General features: G+C 63.0%; 17 protein-coding genes. 10 read left to right on the forward strand and 7 right to left on the reverse strand.

The window, feature by feature from the left end; all coding sequences use genetic code 11:
- Positions 1-132: 132 nt before the first annotated feature.
- Positions 133-2,337, reverse strand: coding sequence for a DNA helicase RecQ (gene recQ, locus JAO73_RS03100; RefSeq protein ID WP_198975682.1), 2,205 nt, complete (start codon positions 2,335-2,337; stop codon positions 133-135).
- A gap of 374 nt (positions 2,338-2,711) precedes the next feature.
- Here recQ and JAO73_RS03105 point away from each other — a divergent pair, with 374 nt between their 5' ends.
- A complete protein-coding gene (locus JAO73_RS03105; RefSeq protein WP_198975728.1) occupies positions 2,712-3,668 on the forward strand; it encodes a KpsF/GutQ family sugar-phosphate isomerase in 957 nt (318 codons plus the stop codon).
- 54 nt (positions 3,669-3,722) lie between these two features.
- On the forward strand, positions 3,723-4,805 hold the full coding sequence (locus JAO73_RS03110; protein ID WP_198975683.1) for a mannose-1-phosphate guanylyltransferase: 1,083 nt from the start codon (positions 3,723-3,725) through the stop codon (positions 4,803-4,805).
- A 149-nt stretch (positions 4,806-4,954) separates the two neighbouring features.
- On the opposite strand, the gene rlmB is transcribed toward JAO73_RS03110, so the two are convergent.
- The 5 genes from rlmB to JAO73_RS03135 form a co-directional block, all read right to left on the reverse strand.
- Positions 4,955-6,025, reverse strand: a complete 1,071-nt coding sequence (rlmB, locus tag JAO73_RS03115) for a 23S rRNA (guanosine(2251)-2'-O)-methyltransferase RlmB (protein ID WP_233168643.1) — start codon at positions 6,023-6,025, stop codon at positions 4,955-4,957.
- Entirely contained in the window at positions 5,962-7,251 is a 1,290-nt protein-coding gene (locus tag JAO73_RS03120; protein ID WP_198975684.1) for a GWxTD domain-containing protein, read from the reverse strand. Before JAO73_RS03120 ends, rlmB begins: the two co-directional genes overlap by 64 nt.
- A gap of 169 nt (positions 7,252-7,420) precedes the next feature.
- Positions 7,421-10,429, reverse strand: a complete 3,009-nt coding sequence (locus JAO73_RS03125) for a glycosyltransferase family 117 protein (protein WP_198975685.1) — start codon at positions 10,427-10,429, stop codon at positions 7,421-7,423.
- A gap of 193 nt (positions 10,430-10,622) precedes the next feature.
- A complete protein-coding gene (locus JAO73_RS03130; protein WP_198975686.1) occupies positions 10,623-11,255 on the reverse strand; it encodes a T9SS type A sorting domain-containing protein in 633 nt (210 codons plus the stop codon).
- 255 nt (positions 11,256-11,510) lie between these two features.
- Positions 11,511-12,269, reverse strand: coding sequence for a biotin--[acetyl-CoA-carboxylase] ligase (locus JAO73_RS03135; protein WP_317191190.1), 759 nt, complete (start codon positions 12,267-12,269; stop codon positions 11,511-11,513).
- 67 nt (positions 12,270-12,336) lie between these two features.
- Between JAO73_RS03135 and rsfS the strand changes: the two genes are divergently transcribed.
- Positions 12,337-12,717, forward strand: a complete 381-nt coding sequence (gene rsfS, locus JAO73_RS03140) for a ribosome silencing factor (protein WP_190927081.1) — start codon at positions 12,337-12,339, stop codon at positions 12,715-12,717.
- Between the two features lie 235 nt (positions 12,718-12,952).
- Entirely contained in the window at positions 12,953-15,079 is a 2,127-nt protein-coding gene (gene ftsH / locus JAO73_RS03145) for an ATP-dependent zinc metalloprotease FtsH (RefSeq protein WP_198975687.1), read from the forward strand.
- A 75-nt stretch (positions 15,080-15,154) separates the two neighbouring features.
- Here the strand turns inward: ftsH and JAO73_RS03150 are convergent, their stop codons facing one another.
- The gene (locus tag JAO73_RS03150) at positions 15,155-16,039 is read right to left on the reverse strand and encodes a carboxypeptidase-like regulatory domain-containing protein (RefSeq protein ID WP_198975688.1); all 885 of its coding nucleotides are present in this window, start codon (positions 16,037-16,039) and stop codon (positions 15,155-15,157) included.
- 164 nt (positions 16,040-16,203) lie between these two features.
- Here JAO73_RS03150 and JAO73_RS03155 point away from each other — a divergent pair, with 164 nt between their 5' ends.
- The 6 genes from JAO73_RS03155 to JAO73_RS03180 all read left to right on the forward strand — a co-directional run bounded on the left by JAO73_RS03155 (position 16,204) and on the right by JAO73_RS03180 (position 21,675).
- Positions 16,204-16,881, forward strand: a complete 678-nt coding sequence (locus tag JAO73_RS03155) for a LutC/YkgG family protein (protein ID WP_198975689.1) — start codon at positions 16,204-16,206, stop codon at positions 16,879-16,881.
- Complete coding sequence (locus tag JAO73_RS03160) at positions 16,878-17,660, forward strand: UDP-2,3-diacylglucosamine diphosphatase (protein ID WP_198975690.1); 783 nt, start codon at positions 16,878-16,880, stop codon at positions 17,658-17,660. The genes JAO73_RS03155 and JAO73_RS03160 overlap by 4 nt, the downstream gene beginning before the upstream one ends.
- A gap of 148 nt (positions 17,661-17,808) precedes the next feature.
- Positions 17,809-18,699: a hypothetical protein gene (locus tag JAO73_RS03165; RefSeq protein ID WP_198975691.1), complete on the forward strand. Its 891-nt coding sequence runs from the start codon at positions 17,809-17,811 to the stop codon at positions 18,697-18,699.
- 110 nt (positions 18,700-18,809) lie between these two features.
- Positions 18,810-19,976 carry a zinc-dependent alcohol dehydrogenase gene (locus JAO73_RS03170; RefSeq protein ID WP_198975692.1) on the forward strand — a complete coding sequence of 389 codons (1,167 nt, stop codon included), beginning with the start codon at positions 18,810-18,812 and terminating at the stop codon, positions 19,974-19,976.
- 167 nt (positions 19,977-20,143) lie between these two features.
- Positions 20,144-21,379, forward strand: a complete 1,236-nt coding sequence (locus JAO73_RS03175; RefSeq protein WP_198975693.1) for an NHL repeat-containing protein — start codon at positions 20,144-20,146, stop codon at positions 21,377-21,379.
- A gap of 137 nt (positions 21,380-21,516) precedes the next feature.
- Positions 21,517-21,675, forward strand: a complete 159-nt coding sequence (locus tag JAO73_RS03180) for a hypothetical protein (protein ID WP_198975694.1) — start codon at positions 21,517-21,519, stop codon at positions 21,673-21,675.
- Positions 21,676-21,721: the final 46 nt, after the last annotated feature.

Below are 21,721 nucleotides of genomic sequence, written 5' to 3' on the forward strand. Positions count from 1 at the left end.
AATCGTTCTTCGGTGATAAGGTCCTTCGCTGCGCTCAGGATGACAGACGTGCACCAAAAAGCCGCCCCAACGAAACAACCTCTTGTGTAAGGTTGCTTCGTTGGGGCGGCTTTCGTGGATGCCAGCTCCGAATTAGTTGGCCACTTCGCTGATGAACTTGATGCGTACCAGCCGCAGCTCTTCTTCGCTGAACTCGTCGCCCAGTTCCTTCATGGCCACGGCAATGTTGTCGGTCGTGGCCGACATGAAGTAGTCGTAAATCTCCTCCTGACGCTCTTCTTCCACCATTTCGTCGAGGTAGTAGCCCAGGTTCAGGCGGGTGCCGGAGTAGCAGATGTGCTCGATTTCCTCCATCAGCTCGGCCATCGAAATGCCTTTCGACGAGGCCACGTCTTCCAGCATCATCTTCTTGTCGATTTGCTGAATGATGTAGATTTTGATTTTCGAGCGGTTCACGGCCGACTTCACCACCACGTCTTCCGCGGTTTCGATGTCGTTGTCTTCCACGTACTTCTTGATGGCCGCCACGAACGGCGCGCCAAACTTCTGCGCTTTGCCCTGGCCCACGCCCGACACGTGCGTGAGGTCGTGCAGCGTGGTGGGGTAGGTGGTGGCCATCTCCTTCAGGCTCGGGTCCTGGAAGAGGACGTAGGGCGGCAGGTTCTTCTGCTTGGCCACCTGCTTGCGCAGCTCCTTGAGTTGCGTAAACAAGGCTTCGTCGTGCCCGGCGGCTTGCTGCACTTCCTCCTTTTCCTCGTCGGCCTTCTGCTCGGCGTCGAAATTGTGGTCGCGGGTGAGGGTAATGGAGTACGGATTCTCAATGAAATCCATGCCCTTGTCCGTGATGCGCACCAGGCCCAGGCTGTCGATGTCTTTTTCCAGGAAGCCGTTCAGCAGGCACTGGCGCAGCACCGAGTGCCAGAACTGCGCGTCGCCCAGCTCCTTGCCCTGGCCGTACACCGGCAGCGCATTGTGGGCGTAGCTCTCGATGTGCGGGTTGCTGAGCCCCAGCAGCACCTGGCCGATGTGCGTCAGGTTGAAGCGGGCTTCGGTCTGCACCACGGCGCGCAGGGCCAGGCCCACGGCCGCTTCGCCCTCAAACCGCTCCTTGGGGTGCTTGCAGTTGTCGCAGAAGCCGCAGTCTTTCTCCAGCACCTCGCCGAAGTAGTGGAGCAGCTGCCGCCGCCGGCACACCGACGACTCGGCGTAGTTCGTCATTTCCTGCAGCAGCTGGTGGGCGTTGTCGCGCTCGGTCACCGGCTTGTCTTTGCTGAATTTCTCCAGCTTCAGAATGTCGTCGTAGCTGTAGAACATCAGGCAGTTACCTTCCAGGCCGTCGCGGCCGCCGCGGCCGGTTTCCTGGTAGTAGCCCTCAATGGACTTGGGCGCGTCGTAGTGCACCACGAAGCGCACGTCGGGCTTGTCGATGCCCATGCCGAAGGCAATGGTGGCCACGATGACGTCGCATTCCTCGTTCAGGAAAGCGTCCTGGTTGTCGATGCGGGTCTGCTGGTCGAGGCCGGCGTGGTAGGGGCGGGCGCGCACGTCGTTCACGCGCAGCAACTCGGCTATTTCTTCCACTTTCTTGCGGCTCAGGCAATAAATGATGCCGGCCTTGCCCTTGTGCTGCTTCACGTACTGAATCAGCTGCTTTTTGGTGTTGTGCTTGGCGCGCACCTCGTAGTAGAGGTTGGTGCGGTTGAAGCTGGTTTTGAACACCGACGCGTCGTCCATCTGCAGGTTCTTCTGGATATCCAGCTGCACTTTGGGCGTGGCCGTGGCCGTGAGGGCGATGATGGGCACGTTGCCGCCCAGGTTGTCGATGATGCCGCGAATCTTGCGGTACTCGGGGCGGAAGTCGTGGCCCCATTCCGAGATGCAGTGGGCCTCGTCGATGGCCACAAAGCTGATGGTGCTTTTCAGCAGAAACTCAATGGTGTCGTCTTTGGTGAGGCTTTCCGGGGCCACGTAGAGCAGGCGCACGTCGCCGTTCATCACGTCTTTCTTGACGCGGTTCATCTCCGTCTTGGTCAGCGTCGAATTGTACACCTGGGCATTCACGCCAAAAGCACCGAGTTGGTCGACCTGGTTTTTCATCAGGGCGATGAGCGGTGAAATGACGATGGCCGTGCCCGGCAGCACCAAGGCCGGGAGCTGGTAGCACAGGCTCTTGCCCGCGCCGGTGGGCATGATGACGAAGGTGTTGCGGCCCGCCAGTATGTTCTGAATAACAGCTTCCTGTGTCCCTCGAAACTGGCCGTAGCCGAATACTTCTTTGAGCGTATGTTTCAAATCGGCCGTGAGGACCGGGGATTCTTGAAGGGCAACTGTTGACATAGTTCGTAAGCTCAGATGAGAGGCGTGCGGAAGCGCGGTTCTTAACGAAGATAAGCACGAGGATTGTTTTTTTACGTGAAAAATGGTGTTTTTCGTGAATTGTGGAAAACAATTTCGTAACGCCGAAAGCGCGGCTGCGCCCCCGGTAAAATGCAAACGCCAGACGAACAAGGCGTTTGCAAACGGCAGTTTGCTCAGGCCGTTTAATGGCTGAAAACGAATGGTTCGAAGGCCCTGTTTGGGGCCTTAGAGCCGAGCCGCTGGCTTAGCTTCTGTAGCCGAATTTTGCAGCGCCATTTCCTGCTTCGCTCATGCCCGCATCACCTGTCTCCGCCAATCTGGCCGCCGCTGGCGCCGCCCCTTCGCCCGCCGATATGCTCACCATTGCCCGGCAGGTGCTGCACGAAGAGGCCGCCGCCTTGCACGACGTGGCCGAGGCCATTGCCGCCACCCCCGACTTTGTGCGCTGCGTGCAAGCCATTCTGCAACTCAAGGGCCGCGTGGTGGTCACGGGCATCGGCAAAAGCGCGCACGTGGCCGGCAAAATCGTGGCCACGCTCAACAGCACCGGCACCCCGGCCCTGTTCATGCACGCGGCCGACGCCATCCACGGCGACCTGGGCATGATTCAGCCCGAAGACTTCGTCATCGCCATCAGCAAAAGCGGCGACACGCCCGAAATCAAGGTGCTGGTGCCCCTGCTGCGCCGCAAGGGCGTGCCGCTGGCCGCGCTGGTGAGCCGCGCCGACTCCTACCTCGGCCAGCAGGCTACCTATATCCTGCACGCCCCAGTGGCCAAGGAGGCCTGCCCCAACAACCTGGCGCCCACCACCAGCACCACCGCCGCCCTGGCCCTGGGCGACGCCCTGGCCGTGTGCCTGCTCGAAAGCCGGCAGTTCACGGCCGCCGACTTTGCCCGCCTGCACCCCGGTGGCACCCTCGGCAAGCGCCTCTACCTGAAAGTAGGCGACCTCAGCCGCCAGAACCAGCGCCCCCAGGTGCAGGAAGAGGCACCGTTGAAGGAAGTATTGCTCGAAATCTCCGGCAAGCGCCTCGGGGCCACGGCGGTGCTAAATGCCGCCGGCGAGCTGGCCGGCATCATCACCGATGGCGACCTGCGCCGCATGCTGGGCAGCTTCTCGGACCTGGAAAACCTGCGCGCCCGCGACATCCTCACGCCCCGCCCGGCCACGATTGACATCGAAGACTTTGCCGCTGAAGCCCTGGCCCGCATGCAGCAGCGCAACATCACGCAATTGGTGGTGACGGAGCAGGGCGCCTTCGCCGGCTTCATTCACCTGCACGATTTGCTGCGCGAGGGCCTGGTGTAGTGCCCGCTGCCAAGACTGCGCCATAGGTTCTGCGCCGGTCTTACCTTTGTGGTAATGAATTCCACTTACCTCGTTGTTATGGCGGGCGGCATTGGCAGCCGCTTCTGGCCTTTTAGCCGCACCCACCACCCCAAGCAGTTTCACGACGTGTTGGGCGTCGGGCGCTCCATGCTGCAGCTTACCGTGGACCGGTTTGCCGGCGTGTGCCCCCGCGAAAACGTTTTCGTGGTGACCAACCGCGACTACACCCAGCTGGTGCAGGAACACCTGCCCGACCTGCCCGCCGACCAGATTCTGGGCGAGCCCATCGGCCGCAACACGGCCCCGTGCATCGCCTACGCCAGCTACCGCATTGCCCAGCGCGACCCGCAGGCCACCATCATTGTGACGCCCGCCGACCACGCCGTGCTGCGCGAAGACGAATTCCGACGGCTCATTCGCAAAGCCGTCAACGCCGCCCGGGCTCACGACGTGCTCATCACGCTCGGCATTCAGCCCTCGCGCCCCGACACCGGCTACGGCTACATCCAGTACATGGACGAGCAGAGCCTGCCCGGCGGCGAGCTGCACAAGGTGAAAACCTTCACCGAGAAACCTAATCTGGAGCTGGCCCGCATGTTTGTGGAAAGCGGCGACTTTCTCTGGAATTCCGGCCTGTTTGTGTGGCGGGCCGATGTGATTATCAATGCCTTCCACCAGTACCTGAGCGACATCGCCGAAGTGTTTGATGAAGGCGTGGCGCAGCTCGGTACGCCCCAGGAAGAGGAGTTCATCGGCGAAGCTTACTCGCGCTGCCGCAACATCAGCATCGACTACGGCGTGATGGAAAAGGCTGATAATGTGTACGTGCTGCCCGCCGATTTCGGCTGGAGCGACGTGGGCACCTGGGACTCGCTGCACCGCATCGGCCAGCACGACGACAATGGCAACATGGTGAGCGGCGACGTGCTGCTCTACGACACCACCGGCTGCGTCATCAAAACGCCGGAAGAGCGCCTCGTGGTGGTGCAGGGCCTGGAAGACTACATCGTGGCCGAGTACGACAACGTGTTGCTCATCTGCAAGCGTAGCGAGGAGCAGCGCGTGAAGGAATTCGTGGCCGACGTGAAGGCCAAGAAGGGCGCGGGGTACAACTAGGCGCCGCCTGTCATTGCGAGCGCAGCGCAGCAATCCCTGCTGTTAGAACCAGACCGCCCATTTACCTAAAAGCCCCGGCACTGCGCAGTGCCGGGGCTTTTAGGTTGTCCGCCATCCTTCGCTGCGCTCAGGATGACAATAGTTGCTCTTTAAGATTGCGCCACCCGCTGCCGGGCCACCTCAAACAGCATGATGCCGGCGGCCACGCCCACGTTCAGGCTTTGAATCTGGCCGGTCATGGGCACTTTCAGCTTCACGTCGGCTAGGTTCAGCAGGTCGGGCGAGATGCCGTCTTCTTCGGAGCCCATGAGTACGGCCACGGGGCCGCTAAAATCCACTTCAGCGGCACCCACGGCTTCATCCGCTTTCTCGGTACAAGCCACTACGGTGATGCCCGACTGCTGCAGGAAGCGAATGGTTTCGTGCAAACTCACTTCGCGGCACACCGGCAGGATGTTGAGCGCACCGGCCGAGGTTTTGAGGGCGTCGCCGTTGATTTGGGCCGCGCCGCGGCTGGGCACCACCAGCGCGTGCACGCCCAGGCACTCGGCGGTGCGGGCAATGGCGCCGAAGTTGCGCACGTCGGTGATGCGGTCGAGCAGCAGCAGGAAGGGCACTTTGCCTTCCTCAAACAGCCCGGACACGATGTTGTCGAGCGGGGCGTAGTCGATGGGCGACACGAAGGCCACGGCGCCCTGGTGGTTTTTGCGCGTCAGGTTGTCGAGCTTCTCCACGGGCACCATCTGCACCTGAATGCCGGCCTCGCGAGCGGCGGTGGAAATGTCGGTAACCAAGCTGTTCTTGGTGCCGCGCAGCAGGAAGATTTTCTCCAGCGTGCGGCCGGCACTCAGCGCTTCCAAAATGGGGCGCAGGCCAAACAGCATGTCGATGCTCGACGCCTGGGCCGGTCGGTTTTCGTAGCGGGGCCGGTCCTGGCCGCCGCGTGGGCCGCCTTCGCTGCGCTCGCGGTAGGGCGGGCGGCTGTCGCCGCGCTCCGGGCGGGCGGGGCGGTCGGCGCCGAAGTCGTCGCGGTTGTCGGAGCCGCCGCGGCCGCGGGGGCGGGCGGGGCGGTCGTCAAACTCGCTGCCGCCGCGGTCGGGGCGGAACTGTTTGGGGGTGACGGGGCGGTTGGCGCCGTCGTAGAAGCGGCGGCCGGCTACCGGGCGGGCAGGTCGCTGGGGACGTTCGGGCCGGTCAGGGCGGTCGGTGGGGTTCTCCATTTTTCAACGGCGGCATACCAGAGCAGTTCGTACTCGGGCCGGCGCACCAATTCGTAGTAATCAGGCGCAAAGGTACTCGGCCGGGGCCGGAAGCTGAAGGTGACGCCCCCGCCGCCCAGGCCCGCCTCCGGGTAGAACCACCGTTCCTCGCCGTCGAACAGCCGCCGCACGCTGGGCGGCGGGCCCATCACCACGTACAGCAGGCCCCGGTCGGTGAGCCAGCCGGCCTTGTGGGCGGCAAATAATTCGTTGGCGGCCATCACGCGGCCGTAGTAGCGGCGGATGAGCTCTTTGCCCAGCTTCTGGTTGCCCTGGGCGATGTCGAGCCAGAACCGGTCCACGGCGCGCTTGGGCTCGGGGGCGTCGGTGAGCTTCTTGCGCTCCTGGCTGGTGGTGAGGTAGCGCAGCGGCTCGATGAGCTCGGCGGCCGTGGTGAGCTCGGGGTAGCGGTTGGGGGCCGCCAGCACGGCCAGCACCGGCGGGCGGGTGCTGCGCGAGCCCACGCGCAACGCGTACAGGCCGGGCTCCTCGAAGCGCAGGGGCTGGCCGGGGCGCGTTTCGGCCGAGTCGAGCACGGGCAGCGTGCGGGGGCCGGCGGGCATGGCGGCCGGGTTGGTCATGGGCGGCAGGGCCGGGGTTGGGTTCACGGCGTAGCGCTTCCAGCGCACGGGCTGGTAGAGGCCGTAGCTGTCGACGCCGAAAGACTCGCCGGCCTGTACGTAGCGCCGCAGCAAAGGCTGGCCCAACGAATCCACGAGCACAAACGGGCGCGCCAGCAGGGCCTCGGTCAGGCGCAGCCAGGCCGTGGTGGTGGGCTCCTGGTAGTCGTCTTTGGCGTCGGGCAGCGTGGTGTTGAACTGTAGCACGGTGCCGGTCGGCAGCCGGCTCGCGGCCACGCAGAAGCTCAGGCGCACCCCATCAGGGAAGGGGATGGCGTGCTGCTGGCGGCGGGGCACGCTGTCTTGCCACAGGGGCTGGCGGGCTTCGTAGCTGGGCCAGGCGGTGAGGCGCAAGGGGTGGCCGGGGCCCAGGCGGGCCGGTGGGGGCAGGCGCAGGTAAAAGCGCAGGCTGTCGCCCTCGCGGCGCGTGTCCACGTCCAGGCGGGCCACGTCGCGGTAGAGGCCGGCGTAGTCGGGGCGCGGGGCCAGGGGCTGGTGCGCGACGTTCGCCGCCAACGTCGTCAGCAGCAGGCAACCGATTAGGCTGAGGACAAAATTGCGTTTCATTGCCATGTTCATGCGGAGACGCCGGCTGGAATACGTCAAATTAGCCATTTCCTGCTGTAAACGCTCAAATACGGCCAATGGTATTGGAAAAGAATAGACTTCGGGCATGAAAAAGGCCGGCCCGCACTGCGCGAACCGGCCTTTACTTCATTGCTCCTATACCAAGTGCCTACCGCGGGTAGTACTGGTTCATCAGCCCGTAGGCCTTCTGGGCGCGTACGCTGTCGCCGCTGAGCTCGGCGGCGCGGTACACGCTTTGCAGGCCCAGCAGGTAGCCGCGCATGTCGTCCTCAAACAGGCTGGCGTCGGGCTTGGTGCTGTAGTAGGCCAGCATCTGCTCCGAGCGGCGCGTCATGGCGTCGAGGAGCTGGTCGGCTTTGGCTTTTTCGCCGCCGGCCACCAGGGCGGGCACCAGCTGCGGCGAGTAATAGTCATAGGGAATGGTGTTGTCGGGCATCAGCTCCAGGCACTTGTCGGCCACTTCCTTGGCTTTGGCCACGTTGCCGGCCGAGAGGTAGGCCTGCGAGAGGCGGGCAAACTTGTCGCGGTAGTTGGCCGGGAAGCGCAGGTTGTTCTCGTCGTAGAAGATGTGTGGGTTTTGCAGGCCGCGGTAGCTGAAGGTTTTCATCAGGCGCTCGTAGGTCAGGTCCTTTTCCACGAAGCCCTCGTCGCCGGAGCGGGGGTCGTAGTTCGGGTCTTTCAGCGGCAGCAGGCGGTAGGCCATGCCTTCGAGCTGGAAGTACGGCTGCAGGTTCATGTAGTCGGAGGGCGCCACGGTGCTGCTGAAGTAGATGGGGCGCTGCCAGTTGTTGCTGGCAATCATGTCCAGAATCACCAGGTTTTTCTTCTCAATGGCGCGTTTGCCCATGCTCCACTCCATCTTGCTCACCAGCTGGTTCTCCCGGTCTTTGGGGATGATGCCGAGCTTGCGCACCGCCACCGTGTCGATGGGCAGGTAGAAGTTGGGCGTCGGGAAGGAGTTCATGCTCGGGCCGCCCTCCTGGTACTGCACCTGCAGCAGCGGGTTATTGGAGGCGATGAGCTGGATGAATTCCTTGAGGTTCACGCTCTGCACGGCCGGGTTGGCGGCGTAGGGCAGCATGTCGTTGGTGCCCTGGGCGTAGGCCTCGGGGCCCATGCTGATGGGGAAGGGCTGCGACTTGTAGGCGCGGCGCTTCATCTGGGCAATGTACCAGTCGGTGTTCAGGTACGAGAGCACGGCCACGCGCACGTCGGTGCGCACGCCTTCCACCTCCTGGGCGTACCAGAGCGGGAAGGTGTCGTTGTCGCCGTTGGTGAACAGGATGGCGTTCGGGGCGCAGGAGTTCAGCAGGTTTTTGGCCGAGTCCACGGAGTTATAGCGGTTGCTCCGGTCGTGGTCATCCCAGCCTTGGGCTGCCATAATGCCCGGCACGAGCAGGCCCACCACCAGGGCCAGGCCGGCGCGCAGGCCGTCGGCCTTCACCACCTTCCCAAATAGTTCGGCCAGCCCCAGTACGCCCAGGCCTATCCAGATGGAGAAGGCAAACGTGGCGCCGGTGAAGGTGTAGTCCCGTTCGCGCGGCTCACGCGGCGGCTGGTTGAGGTAGAACACGATGGCCAGGCCCGTCATCAGGAACAGCAGGCCCGTCACCCAGGCGTCTTTGCTGTCGCGGCGGCTCTGGAAAAACAGGCCGATGAGGCCCAGAATGAGCGGCAGCGCCAGGAAGTTGTTGTGCGCCGGGCTCTCGCCGATGCGGGCCGGCAGCGTGCTTTTGCCGGGGCTGAAGGGCGTGACCACGCCCGCCTGCTGAATGTCGGACTCGCGGCCCACGAAGTTCCACATGAAGTAGCGCCAGAACATGTGGCCCATCTGGTAGCGGAACAGAAAGCCCAGGTTCTGGCCCATGGTCGGCTTCACGCCGTCCTGAATGTCGACCCACTTCTTGTAGTTGGCAATCTGGTCGGGCTCGTAGCTGTAGATGCGCGGAATCAGCATCTTGTCCTCGTCGGCGTACGTGTACTCGGGCTGCGGGGGCAGCTCTTTGTAGCGGCCGGTCTTGGGGTCGCGGGCGTAGCGGGGCGCACCGGGCTCCTGCCCGTTGGGCTGGGCGTTGAACTGCGGGCCGTAGAGCAACGGGCGCGAGCCGTACTGCTCCCGCTTGAGGTAGCTCACGAAGGAGAGCACATCCTCCGGGTCGTTTTCATTAATAGTGGGCTGAAACGAACTGCGGATGGGCACAATCAGATACGACGAGTACCCAATCAGAATGAACACAAAGCACAGCATGGCCGTGTTCAGCAACTGGCTGCGGCGCTGGTACGAAAGCCGGAAGCCAAACCAAATCAGCCCGATAAAGACCATCAGGAACACAAACAGGCCCGAGTTGAACGGCAGACCAATGGTATTCACGAAGAACACCTCGACGCTGCCCGCCAGCGTGGGCAGGCCGGGAATGATGCCCACCAGAATGGACCCCACGATAATCATGCTCACCACCATCACCAGGATGCCGCCCTTCATGCTGGGGTTGGCGGTGCGGCGGTAGTAATAGATGAAGCCCAGGGCCGGCAGGGTCAAGAGGTTCAGCAAGTGCACGCCGATGCTCAGGCCGATGACGTAGGCAATGAGCACAATCCACTTATCAGAATCGGGCTCGTCGGCGTGGGCTTCCCACTTGAGCATCAGCCACACCACGGCCGCCGTGCACAGCGCCGACATGGCGTACACTTCGCCCTCCACGGCATTAAACCAGAAGGAGTCGGAGAAGGTGAAAGCCAGCGCCCCCACCGCGCCCGCGCTCAGGATGAGCAGGCGCTGGTAGCCGTTGGGCTCGATGGCTTCGGCCCGCAGGTTGCTGTTGCCCACGGCCTCGCGCAGCACCAGCTTGCGGGCCATGCGGGTGATAATCCAGAACAAAAACAGGACGGTGAAGGCGCTGCTCAGGCCCGAAAGGGCGTTGATGAGCACGGCCACCTTGGTCACGTCGCCAAACGAAAACAGCGACATGATGCGGCCCAGCAGCAGGAAGGTGGGTGCTCCCGGAGGGTGCGGCACCAGCAGCTTGTAGGAGCAGGCAATGAACTCGCCGCAGTCCCAGAACGAGGCCGTGGGCTCCAGGGTGAGCAGGTAGGTGACGGCGGCAATGGCAAACACGAGCCAGCCGACCAGGTTGTTCAGGCTTTTAAAGGAACGCATACTATCGAATGAGGCACACAACGCCGCCCGTCGTTTGCAAAACGCGGCCGGAAAAAGAAGCTAGCAAATCAGTTAAAGGGCAAAAGTAGGCAATGCACGGTTGCACTGCGCACGAACCCGCCGCCGATACAGGCCAGAAACACAAAAAGCAGCCATGGGCTGCTTTTTGGTCAGTAGTTCGGGCAAAGAAACCTTAATTCTGCAGCACAATTCGTTTCGTGCTCACCACCTTGCCGTCCACCAGCAGGCTGTACATGTACAAGCCGGCGCGCAGGTCGCTCAGGTCGAGGGGCAGGCCGGCGGCCGTCAGCTCGGGCTTGAGAGCAATGGTGCGCACTTCCTGGCCGATGATGTTGCTCAGGCGCAGCTTGTAGTCCACGCCAGGCTTCTGGTCCAGCTTCACCGTCACTTGCCCGTGGCTGGGGTTGGGGTACACGCTCAGGGCAATGCCGGCGGCGTTGGCGTCCAGGGTGGTGGCGGTTACGGCCCGCACCGTGAGCACGCCGTATTGGCCGGCGCCCGGTGCACCGTGAGCTTCGCAGTGGTAAGCAAAGGTACCCACCGTGTTGAAAGTGATGGAGCGGTTGGTCGTGAAAGTGACCCAGGCGCCGTTGTCGGACGCGGTGGGGTGGCTGGCATTGCCCACGAAGTTCCAAGTCACCACGTCGCCGACGTTGATGGTACGGACATCAAAGTTTTGGGTGGTGTTGCCCGGGCCCCGGTAGTAATTGTCGCCCACCGTAATGGTGATGTTAGCGGCCAGGACCGGCGCCAGAGGCATGGCCAAAATGGCGGCCACAGCCATAATTCGAGTAAAAAGTTTCATACGGGCAAGCAGAAAAGAGTAAGGTGACAAGCAAGGTAAGTGCCGGCCACGGCAAAGACAAGCACCGTGCCGAGTTGCGCAACCAACGCCGGGCCAGTCGTTTCGGTTTGATAGACTGTCAAAACGGCCAAAAGTTGTACGGCGGCAACAAAATCAACTCGGCCAGATGAGCCAGCCGGTTGCCTATACCCGGAAATATTTTATTACTGCCATTTAATGGTTGAACCACAGAAGCCAAAACGGCGGCTCCGGTGGCTACAGGTGCCGGATTTCCTGCATGCCAAACCGTCGTAGCTCCGGGCCCACGGCCACGGCCAGCCGGCCGTCTTCTTCCACGCCCACAATCTGACCCTGCGTTTCCTGCCCGTCAATCAGAAAGGTGTGGGTTTCCTGGTAGCGATACAGGGCGCGGAGGTACGCCTGGCGCAGCGCGCCCACCTGCCCGGCGCGCAGCTGCAGGTAGCGGCGCTCCAGGCATTCGAGCAGGCGGGCGGCCAGCGCGGCCCGGTCGTAGGCGCGGCCCGTGAGCAGGCGCAGCGAAGTGGCCGTGGGCACGGCAAATCCTTGCTGGTTGATATTCATGCCGATACCAATGATGCTATATTGAATCTTTGGCCCGCTCAGGGTGTTTTCAATCAAGATGCCACCCAGCTTCTGGTCGCCGTAGTACAGGTCGTTGGGCCACTTCAGCTTCAGCTTGGGGTCGGGGCCCAGCAGGGCCGCGGCCCAGTCGTGCACCCCCAGGGCCACGGCCTGGCTGAGCTGGAACTGCTGCGCGGCTGCCAGAAACGTGGGCTGCCACACCACCGAAAGCATCAGGTTTTCGGCGGGGGCGGCTTCCCACTGGTTGCCGCGCTGGCCCCGGCCAGCCGACTGAAAGTCCGTAATGACGGTGCAGCCCTCGCTGGCCCGGTTTTGGACAATCAACGCCTGGGCCTCCGAATTGGTGGAGGCACAGGCCGACAACCAGACGAGTTGTTGGCCCGTGAACAGGGTTTGAGGGGTGACAACCACGGCCTTCTTTCGCGTATCGTTAACTTCGTAGACTTTCAGCTGCAAAGCTCACACCTAACACCACAATATGAAAAGCACGTTGGTCCGGCAGGATTCAGACACATTGGCAGATTTGGTCATCCGCGGGATGCAGGACAAAAAAGCGTCCGACATCGTGGTGCTGAATTTGAAGGAATTAAAAAACGCCGTGGCAGATTATTTCATTATCTGCTCGGCCAATTCCGATACCCAACTCGACGCCGTGGCCCGCTCGGTAGAAGAGGAGATTGAAAAAGTAACCGGCGAAAGCCCCTGGCAAACCGAAGGCCGCACCAACCGCGAGTGGGTGCTGCTCGACTACGTGGACGTAGTGGTGCACGTGTTTCTGCGCGACCGCCGCAAGTTCTACGCCCTCGAAGAGCTGTGGGGCGACGCCGACATCCGCTACGTGGAAGCGGAGCCGGCGTAAAGCTTTTCTGTCATCCTGAGCGCAGCGAAGGACCTTCTCACAGCTGAATAGCCTGCAGTAAAATCACGCGGATGCTAACGTGAGGAGGTCCTTTGCTGCGCTCAGGATGACAGGCGTTAAAAAAGGCTCTCGCCTAAAATAAAAACGCCTATTCTACGTCTTCTTGCATGGCCGAACATTTGCTTCTGAGGCGGTGTTAGGCTCGTAGGTATACCTGATTTTAATAGCTATTTTCATGTCGGATAAAAATCCCAATAACAGCAAGAAAAAGAAGCCCCTGACCCCGGCGCCGAACCCCCGCCCGGGTTTGCAGCTGTGGGTGTTGGCCGGCTTGCTCGTGTTCGTGTTCGGTGTGCTGGTGATGAACAGCATGAACGCGCCGGCCAAAATCGACCAGCAGAAGTTTGAGGCTATGGTGGCCGCCGGCGACGTGAAGGACATCACCATCGTCAGCAACCAGAAAGTAGTGGAAGTGCGCCTCAAGCCTGAGGCCCTGCAAAAAACGGAGTATCGCCAAGACCTGACGCGCCGCACGCCCTTTGGCACCGCCACCACGGGCTCGCAGTTTTACTTCCCGGTAGTGGACGCCAAGCTGTTCAAAGAAGACTTGGACAAACTGCAAAAAGACGTGCCCAGCGCCCAGCGCTTGCCCCTCAACATTGAGGAGCGCAACAGTCCCGGCGACTACATCTGGAACTATGGTTTCATCGTGTTGATGATTGTCGGGTTCTGGTTTCTGATGCGGCGCATGGGCAGCGCCGGAGGCCCCGGCGGCCAGATTTTCAGCATCGGCAAAAGCCGCGCGGCTCTGTTTGAAGGCGGCGACAAGGTGAAAATTACCTTCAAAGACGTGGCCGGCCTCGAAGAAGCCAAAGAGGAAGTGCAGGAGATTGTGGAGTTCTTGAAGAACCCCAGCAAGTTCACCATTCTCGGCGGCAAGATTCCGAAAGGCGCCTTGCTCGTAGGCCCTCCCGGTACCGGTAAAACATTGCTGGCCAAAGCCGTAGCCGGTGAGGCCGACGTGCCGTTCTTCTCGCTGTCGGGTTCCGACTTCGTGGAGATGTTTGTGGGTGTGGGCGCGGCCCGCGTGCGCGACTTGTTTAAGCAAGCCAAAGCCAAGGCGCCCTGCATCATCTTCATTGATGAGATTGATGCCGTGGGCCGGAGCCGTTCGCGCGGCTCGGTGCCCGGCGGCAACGACGAGCGCGAGAACACCCTGAACTCGCTGCTGGTGGAAATGGACGGTTTCGGCACCGACTCCGGGGTCATCATCCTGGCCGCTACCAACCGCCCCGATACCCTCGACTCGGCCCTGCTGCGTCCAGGCCGTTTCGACCGCCAAATCAGCATCGACAAGCCGGACATCAACGGCCGTACTGAGATTTTCAACGTGCACCTGAAGCCGCTGACGCTGGGCCCCGACGTGGACGCCCGCCGTCTGTCGGCTCAGACCCCGGGCTTTGCCGGCGCTGAGATTGCCAACGTCTGCAACGAGGCCGCCCTTATTGCCGCCCGCCGCGACAAGAAGTTTATCACCGACCAAGACTTCACCGACGCCATCGACCGCGTGATTGGGGGCCTGGAGAAGAAAAACAAAATCATTTCGCCCGGCGAAAAGCGCATCGTGGCCTACCACGAAGCCGGCCACGCCATCGCGGGCTGGTTCTTGGAGCACGTCGACCCGCTTGTGAAAGTGAGCATTGTGCCCCGCGGGGTGGCTGCCCTCGGCTACGCGCAGTACCTGCCCAAGGAGCAGTTTCTGTACAACACCGAGCAGTTGATTGACGAGATGTGCATGGCTCTGGGTGGCCGCGCCGCCGAGGAGCTGGTGTTTGGCAAAATCTCGACCGGCGCCCTGAGCGACCTGGAGCGCATCACCAAAATGGCCTATTCCATCGTGACGATGTACGGCATGAACGCCAAGCTCGGCAACGTGTCGTTCTACGACTCGAAGGGCCAGAACGAGTACGGTTTTTCGAAGCCCTATTCGGAAGCTACTTCGCAGATGATTGACGAGGAAGTGCGCAGCATCATCGACCAGGCGTACACCCGCACGAAGGAGCTGCTAACCGAGCGCCGCCACGAGCTGGAGGTGATTGCCAAGGAGTTGCTGGAGAAGGAAGTGCTGCAGCAGGAAGACCTGACCCGCCTCGTGGGCCCGCGTCCTTTCGCTACCCAAACCAACTACCAAGCCCACATGGCCGGCACCGACCGCAGCGAAACCGCCAGCGAGGTGAAAGGGGAGCAAGCCGCCGGCGGCAAGCTCGGCAACGACCTGCCCGACCTCAACCTGCCCGGCCTGAACGACGACCGCAACAACGAGGCATCGGCCCCCAGCGGCAATGCCGTGGCTGGCGCGTAGTTGTTCGCATTTTCAAAAAAGAAAGCCCGCTTCTGACTGCAGAAGCGGGCTTTTTTGTGGCCGTTTGTGAAGGAATTAGTCGCGCACGGTGGTGTAGAAAGCCACCTGGGGGCGCAGGCCCAGCAGCGGCATGTTGCTTTTGAAGGTGGGCTTCTTCCAGGCGGCTTGGCTGGTGCGGCGCATGAAAATATCGTAGCCGTAGCTGAGCGAACCACCGAAACCCAGTCGTTTGGTGAGGTCGACGGCAACTGCATCGGCGCCTTTCACCCATTCTACCGCCAGCAGAAAATCCTGGTCGACCACCAGGTGGTCGGCCGAGAGGTCGGCGGTGAGCACGCCGGGCGTTTCGGAGGCCGTCAGCAGCACGTCGCGGCTCAGCAGCTTGTCGTTGGTGGGCAGGCCTTTGGCATCGAGGCGGTAGAGGTTGAGGCGAAAGGTGAGGGGGCCGGCTTCGTTCTTGACCACGGCCACGTGCAGGGTTTGCACCAGCGTCGGCCGCCGGGCCAGGCGAATGATGGTGCCCAGCTCGGTGCCCAACTCATTGGAGGACATGTGCATGTCGAAGTGAGACGAGGGCTTGGCCAAGCCCAGCGTGTGCGTGCGCAACTTGGTATTGGTGGCCAGCACGCTCACTTCTGCCAGGGATACGGCAGCCGGAGTAAGGACCACATTCGGAGCGGCCAGCAAGGCCGCGAACGGCACCAGTCGCGGCTCGAAGCCCACGCTGGAAATCCGGACGGTATCGGCCGCATAAGCAGGGTTGTAGCGCAGCTGGTAGCGGCCTTGCTCGTCCGACACGGTGCCCAGGCCGCGCGCCGGCAAGCCGATGTTGACGAACGGCAGCGGCTGCTGCGAGGTGGCGCCAGAAACGGTGCCCGATAGCTGCTGGGCCATTGCGGGGCGGGGCAGCAGCGGCAGCCCCAGGCAAAGGCAGAGCACCGAGCGGAGAAGAGAAGTCATGGAAATAAGTCGGGAAAAAGGCGTTTGGATAAGCGTATAAAAGTAGGGCGGACGGGTGGCTTCGGTACCGGCCAGGAGATGCCGCAGGCCCGCCTCGGGTTGCCTGGCCCGTAACCCAGAGGGCGGCCCGGCTTTATCTTCGCCGTTTCAGCTTGCTTTGCGCTATGGATTCAGAAACTTCTGCTACCGGAGCCCGGGAGGCCGTGCTGGCCCGCATTCGGCAAGGGCTGGCGGCCGGCTCGGCCCAACTGCCGCCCCGGCCCGATTTTGCCGCGCCCGTGCATCCGCCGCTGGGCGCCGACGACCCCGTGGTGGCTTTTGCCGAAAGCTTCCAGCGGGTGGGAGGGGAGTTCTACTACTGCGAGTCGCTGCCGCACCTGGCGGCGCAGCTGGCGGGGTTCCGGCAGCGGCAGCAGGTGGGCATCCCGTTTGTGTGGGAGCCCGAGCTGCAGGCCCTGCTCTACAAGGCCGGCGTAGCCTTTCGGGCCGATGAAACCGAATTTATCGAACACGCCGATTTGAGCCTGACTTCCTGCGAGGCCCTGGTGGCGCGCACGGGCAGCGTGCTGGTGTCGGGCGCCACCGGCAGCGGACGGCGGCTGAGCATCTATCCCGACCAGCACCTGGTGCTGGCCCGGCCCAGCCAGGTAGTGGCCGAAATCGGCGATGCGCTGCGCCGCATGCAGGCCCGCTACGGCGCGCAGCTGCCCTCCATGGTGTCGCTCACCACCGGCCCCAGCCGCACGGCGGACATTGAAAAAACCTTGGTGCTCGGGGCCCACGGCCCGCGCCGCATTGCCTTGTTTTTGCTCGAAGACGACGCTGAACTTCTGTCTGCATGAAGCAAGCCCTCACCCTGCCCGACCTGGCCCTGCCGCCCGGCAAAAAGGTCTACTTCGCTTCCGACTTTCACCTGGGCGCGCCCAATGCGGCGGCGTCGCTGGAGCGGGAGAAGCGCATCGTGCGCTGGCTCGACGCCGCGGCCCGCGACGCGGCCGCCATCTACCTGCTGGGCGACTTGTTCGACTTCTGGTTTGAGTATCGGCACGCCGTGCCGCGCGGCTTCATCCGGCTGCAGGGCAAGCTGGCGGAACTGACCGATGCCGGCCTGCCCATCACCATTTTCACCGGCAACCACGACATGTGGATGTTCGGCTATTTCACGCAGGAAATGGGCATTCCGGTGCTGCGCCGGGAAGTGTCGCAGCGCATTGGCAACCAACTGTTTCACATTGGGCACGGCGATGGGCTGGGGCCGAAGGACTACAGCTACAAGGCCCTGAAGCGGGTGTTCACTTCCTCCTTGGCGCAGTGGCTGTTTGCGCGGCTGCACCCCAATTTTGGCATCGGCATGGCCAACCGCTGGAGCCGCCGCAGCCGCATGCAGGCGGGCAAGGACGACACCAAGTATTTCGGCGACGAAGAATGGCTGCTGCAATACTGCCGCGAGGTCGAAACCCGTTCTCACCACGACTACTATGTGTTCGGGCACCGGCACCTGCCGCTCGATGTGGAAGTGGCCGCGGGCAGCCGCTACATCAACCTGGGCGAATGGGTCAATTATTGCAGCTATGGCGTGTATGACGGTAATACATTGGCCCTGCGGCATTTTGAGCAATAGCAGCCCAGCCGTAGAACCTCACCCCCTGACCCCCTCTCCAAAAAAGAGGGGGCACCGGTTCGTGAAGTCGATTTCGCCTGAAGCAAAGCCGGTGCCCCCTCTTTTTTGGAGAGGGGGTCAGGGGGTGAGGTTGCGTCTCTGCGCCATCATGCTTCTCCTCGCTACTGCCGCCCGCGCCCAGGTCACCGTTCCTTCCGCCGCTTCCACGGCCCCGGCTTCCAAACAGGTGGTCTCGCCGGTGCAGCCGGCCCCCGCGCCGCTGGCTGCCGGCGCCGCCCTCACCGCCGCGCCGTGGAAACTCCTTCGCGACATCAAGCTGCCCAATCCCGGCGCGGCTTCACTCGACCGGCGCGGCGCCCTCTACGTGGCCGATGCGGACAACAACCTGCGCCAGTTCGGGCCCGAAGGCCTGCCGCTGAACACCTACGCCCCGGCCCAGCCTGGCCACGCCGCCCAGGTTGAGGCCTGGAACGTGACCACCACCCTCGTCTTCAACGACGACCGGCAGCAGCTCGTCTTGCTCGACCGTTTCCTGGCGCCTATTTCCGAAGTGCGGCTGGCCGATTACGTGGACGGCACCATCCGGGCGGCCACCCTGGCGCCCGACAACCGCATCTGGCTGCTCGACGAAAGCAACCTCGTGCTGCGCCAGTTCGACCCCAACACCCAGCGGTTGCTCCAAAACACCCCGCTCGATTTGCTGATTGGCCGCTCGCGGCCCGACTTCCGCTTCCTGCGCCAGTACCAGAACAACCTCTACCTCGTGGACCGCAGCACGGGCATCTACGTGTTCGATAATTTCGGGAGCTACAAGAAGAAGCTGCCCTTCACCGGGCTGAGCATGATAGGCTTTCGGGGCGATGAGCTGTATTACCTCGACGCCGGAGCCCTGCATTTTTTCAACCTCTACACCCTGGCCGAGCGGCGCGTGGCCCTGCCCGCCGGCCTCGACCCGGCCGCCGTGCGCCAGGTGCTGGTGGGCGAAACGTACGCCTATATTTTCACGGCGGCGGGAGTGGCAGTGTATCAGCTGAACTGACCGACTCTACGGTCGAGTTTGTTGATAAGGGAGGGCGGGCATCGGTAACCCGGCCGAAACAGGCCCGTTAGGAACAGGAGTTCTTCCTTTCCACTTCCAATTCCCTTTTCATGAAAGCTCTACGCATTCACGGGGCCCGCGACGTGCGGGTCGACAACGTTGACGACCCCGAAATTCAGGACTCGCGCGATGCCATCATCCGCGTCACCAGCACGGCCATTTGCGGGTCCGACCTGCACATCTACAACGGCAGCATTCCGCAGCCCCGGCCCATGACCTTGGGCCACGAGTTCATGGGCATTGTGGAGGAAGTGGGCAAAGGCGTCAAAAACCTCAAGCGCGGCGACCGAGTGGTGGTGCCGTTTCCCATTGCCTGCGGCCACTGCCTGTTTTGCGACCACGACCTGCCCGGCCACTGCGAAAACTCCAACCCCGAGCATTACGGCCCCGAAGGCGGCCTGATGACCGAAAAAGGCGGCGCGTTGTTTGGCTACACGGATTTGTACGGCGGCTACGACGGCGGCCAAGCCGAGTACGCCCGCGTGCCCTACGCCGACTACGGCCCCCGCAAAGTGCCCGACAACCTGACCGACGAGCAGGTGCTTTTCCTCACCGACATCTTTCCCACGGGCTATTCCGGCATCGACTGGGCCAACGTGAAGGGCGGCGAAACGGTGGCCATCTTCGGCGCCGGCCCGGTGGGCATCATGGCCGCCAAGTCAGCCTGGCTGCGCGGCGCCTCGCGCGTCATGATTGTAGACACCCAGCAGTACCGCCTCAACCTGGCCGCCAAAGCCGCCCGCGCCGAAGGCATCCTTTGGGAAAGCCACGACCAGGTGGTGGACGAAATCCGCAGCAAGACCCGCGGCTACGGCGCCGACGTGGTGGTGGAAGCCGTGGGCTTCGAGCCCGACCGCAGCCTCGGCGACCGCGCCAAAGCCGTCATCAACCTCGAAAAAGGCTCGGACAAGGTGATGCTGGCCTGCTTCAGCGCCGTGCGCCGGGGCGGGTTCGTGTCCATCCTGGGCGTGTATTCCTCGCCCTACGATAACTTTCCCATCCACCAGATTTTCGACAAGGGCATCATCATCCAGGCCGGCCAGGCTCCTGCCCACAAGCACATCGACAAGCTGCTGAAGCACGTGTCGGACGGCGACGTGCGGCTCGACGATATCATTTCGCACCGCCTGCCGCTTTCGCAAGCTCCCCACGGCTATGACATCTTCCGTCACAAGAAGGACAACTGCACCAAGGTGGTGCTCAAGCCGGGGATGTAGTAAACAGCGTTACTGAAAGTCCCGGACCTAACGGCTCAGCAAACGCCCCGACCTTGCCGGTCGGGGCGTTTTTGTTCAGTGATGGGCAGACTTAATGCTTGTTGCATATAATAAACTAGATATTTAACTTTATTCCGAAAATAGTTTTACTTGTCATGTTGCTTCCTATGAAAACCTTGCTCTGGGGCTTGTTGCTGGCCTTGCCTCTTGCAAGCCGGGCCCAAAGCGTGGGCATTGGCACCACCACGCCCGATGCCTCCGCCGTGCTCGACATGCGCAGCACCACGCAGGGCCTGCTGCCGCCCCGCATGACCGCGGCCCAACGCCAGGCCATTGCCAATCCGGCCCAGGGCCTGCTCGTGTACCAAACCGACGGTTCCATGGGCCTTTACGTGTACGCGGGCCTGACCTGGCGCAACCTGACCGACGGCCGCATCCCCGACGCCAACGGCTCGACGGCGCCGCCCAACGGGGGCGTGGTGAGCACGTTCAACTCCTCGACGCTCCCGCGCCCCACCGGAGTGGCCGTCGGCGAGACCGGCACCGTGTACGCGTCCGATGTGAACTACCACATCCTCGTGCAGTTTCCGGTTTCCGGGCCGGGCACGGTGCTGGCCGGTGCAGTCACGGCCGGCTACGCCGACGGCACGGGCGTGGCCGCTAAATTCAACACCCCCACCGGCGTGGCCGTTGACGCCAACGGCACCGTGTACGTGGCCGACCAAGCCAATAACTGCATCCGCAAGGTCACGGCCGCGGGCGTAACCACGACGCTGGCCGGCTCGACCACGGCCGGCTCGGCCGACGGCACGGGCCCGGCTGCCGGCTTCAACTTGCCGACGGGCATCGCCGTGGACCTCACCGGGGCCCTGTACGTGGCCGATAAGGGCAATAACCGCATCCGCAAAATCACCCCGGCGGGCGTGGTGACCACGCTGGCCGGCTCGGGCACGGCCGGCGCGGCCGACGGCGTGGGCGCGGCCGCCAGCTTTAACGCCCCGGCGGGCGTGGCCGTCGATGCCCTCGGCACGGTGTACGTGGCCGACCAGGGCAACCACCGCATCCGCCGCGTCACCGCGGCCGGCGTGGTCAGCACGTTGGCGGGCTCGGGCGCGGCGACGTTTGCCGACGGCACGGGCGCGGCCGCCAGCTTCAACTCGCCTTCGGGGGTGGCCGTCGATGCGGGGGGCACCGTGTATGTGGCCGACCAGCTCAACCACCGCATCCGCCGCGTCACCCCAGCGGGGGTAACGACGACGCTGGCCGGCTCCGGCACCGTCGGCAGCACCGACGGCACGGGGACGAATGCCTTGTTTAACACCCCCACCGGCATCGCCATAACGGCGGCGGGCACCCTCTACGTGGCCGAACCGCCCACCAACCGCATTCGGGCCATCAAATAGCGGCCCGCGGGCGCCGCCGACGGGCGTGGCCGGGTCGTTTGGGGGCCGCCATCCTTTTCCGGCAAGGGCGGTTTGGAATGGGAGCTTAATGATTGGTAAACCCGGGTCCAGGATTGCGAAACCCGGAGTCCAGGTTTGTGAAACCCGGGCTTCGGTTTGCCAATCCTGGACCCGGCTTTGCTGACGGCCCGGGCCCCACCGCTAAATTCTACGGCCCCGCCGGCGTGGCCGTGGACGCCAGCGGGGCGGTGTACGTGGGCGATTATACCAACAACCGCATCCGGGTGGTCAAATAAGGCCGGTGCGGTGCGGCAATGCCCCCGGGTTCGGCGTCCGGCGCCT

The organism is Hymenobacter miniatus (assembly GCF_016427455.1).
Lineage (GTDB): Bacteria > Bacteroidota > Bacteroidia > Cytophagales > Hymenobacteraceae > Hymenobacter > Hymenobacter armeniacus.

Excerpts from the sequence above, each read along its gene's own strand:
- recQ (WP_198975682.1), bottom strand. The coding sequence starts at position 2,337 with ATGTCAACAGTTGCCCTTCAAGAATCCCCGGTCCTCACGGCCGATTTG.
- JAO73_RS03105 (WP_198975728.1), top strand. The coding sequence starts at position 2,712 with ATGCTCACCATTGCCCGGCAGGTGCTGCACGAAGAGGCCGCCGCCTTG.
- JAO73_RS03110 (WP_198975683.1), top strand. The coding sequence starts at position 3,723 with ATGAATTCCACTTACCTCGTTGTTATGGCGGGCGGCATTGGCAGCCGC.
- rlmB (WP_233168643.1), bottom strand. The coding sequence starts at position 6,025 with ATGGAGAACCCCACCGACCGCCCTGACCGGCCCGAACGTCCCCAGCGA.
- JAO73_RS03120 (WP_198975684.1), bottom strand. The coding sequence starts at position 7,251 with ATGAAACGCAATTTTGTCCTCAGCCTAATCGGTTGCCTGCTGCTGACG.
- JAO73_RS03125 (WP_198975685.1), bottom strand. The coding sequence starts at position 10,429 with ATGCGTTCCTTTAAAAGCCTGAACAACCTGGTCGGCTGGCTCGTGTTT.
- JAO73_RS03130 (WP_198975686.1), bottom strand. The coding sequence starts at position 11,255 with ATGAAACTTTTTACTCGAATTATGGCTGTGGCCGCCATTTTGGCCATG.
- rsfS (WP_190927081.1), top strand. The coding sequence starts at position 12,337 with ATGAAAAGCACGTTGGTCCGGCAGGATTCAGACACATTGGCAGATTTG.
- ftsH (WP_198975687.1), top strand. The coding sequence starts at position 12,953 with ATGTCGGATAAAAATCCCAATAACAGCAAGAAAAAGAAGCCCCTGACC.
- JAO73_RS03150 (WP_198975688.1), bottom strand. The coding sequence starts at position 16,039 with ATGACTTCTCTTCTCCGCTCGGTGCTCTGCCTTTGCCTGGGGCTGCCG.
- JAO73_RS03155 (WP_198975689.1), top strand. The coding sequence starts at position 16,204 with ATGGATTCAGAAACTTCTGCTACCGGAGCCCGGGAGGCCGTGCTGGCC.
- JAO73_RS03160 (WP_198975690.1), top strand. The coding sequence starts at position 16,878 with ATGAAGCAAGCCCTCACCCTGCCCGACCTGGCCCTGCCGCCCGGCAAA.
- JAO73_RS03165 (WP_198975691.1), top strand. The coding sequence starts at position 17,809 with ATGCTTCTCCTCGCTACTGCCGCCCGCGCCCAGGTCACCGTTCCTTCC.
- JAO73_RS03170 (WP_198975692.1), top strand. The coding sequence starts at position 18,810 with ATGAAAGCTCTACGCATTCACGGGGCCCGCGACGTGCGGGTCGACAAC.
- JAO73_RS03175 (WP_198975693.1), top strand. The coding sequence starts at position 20,144 with ATGAAAACCTTGCTCTGGGGCTTGTTGCTGGCCTTGCCTCTTGCAAGC.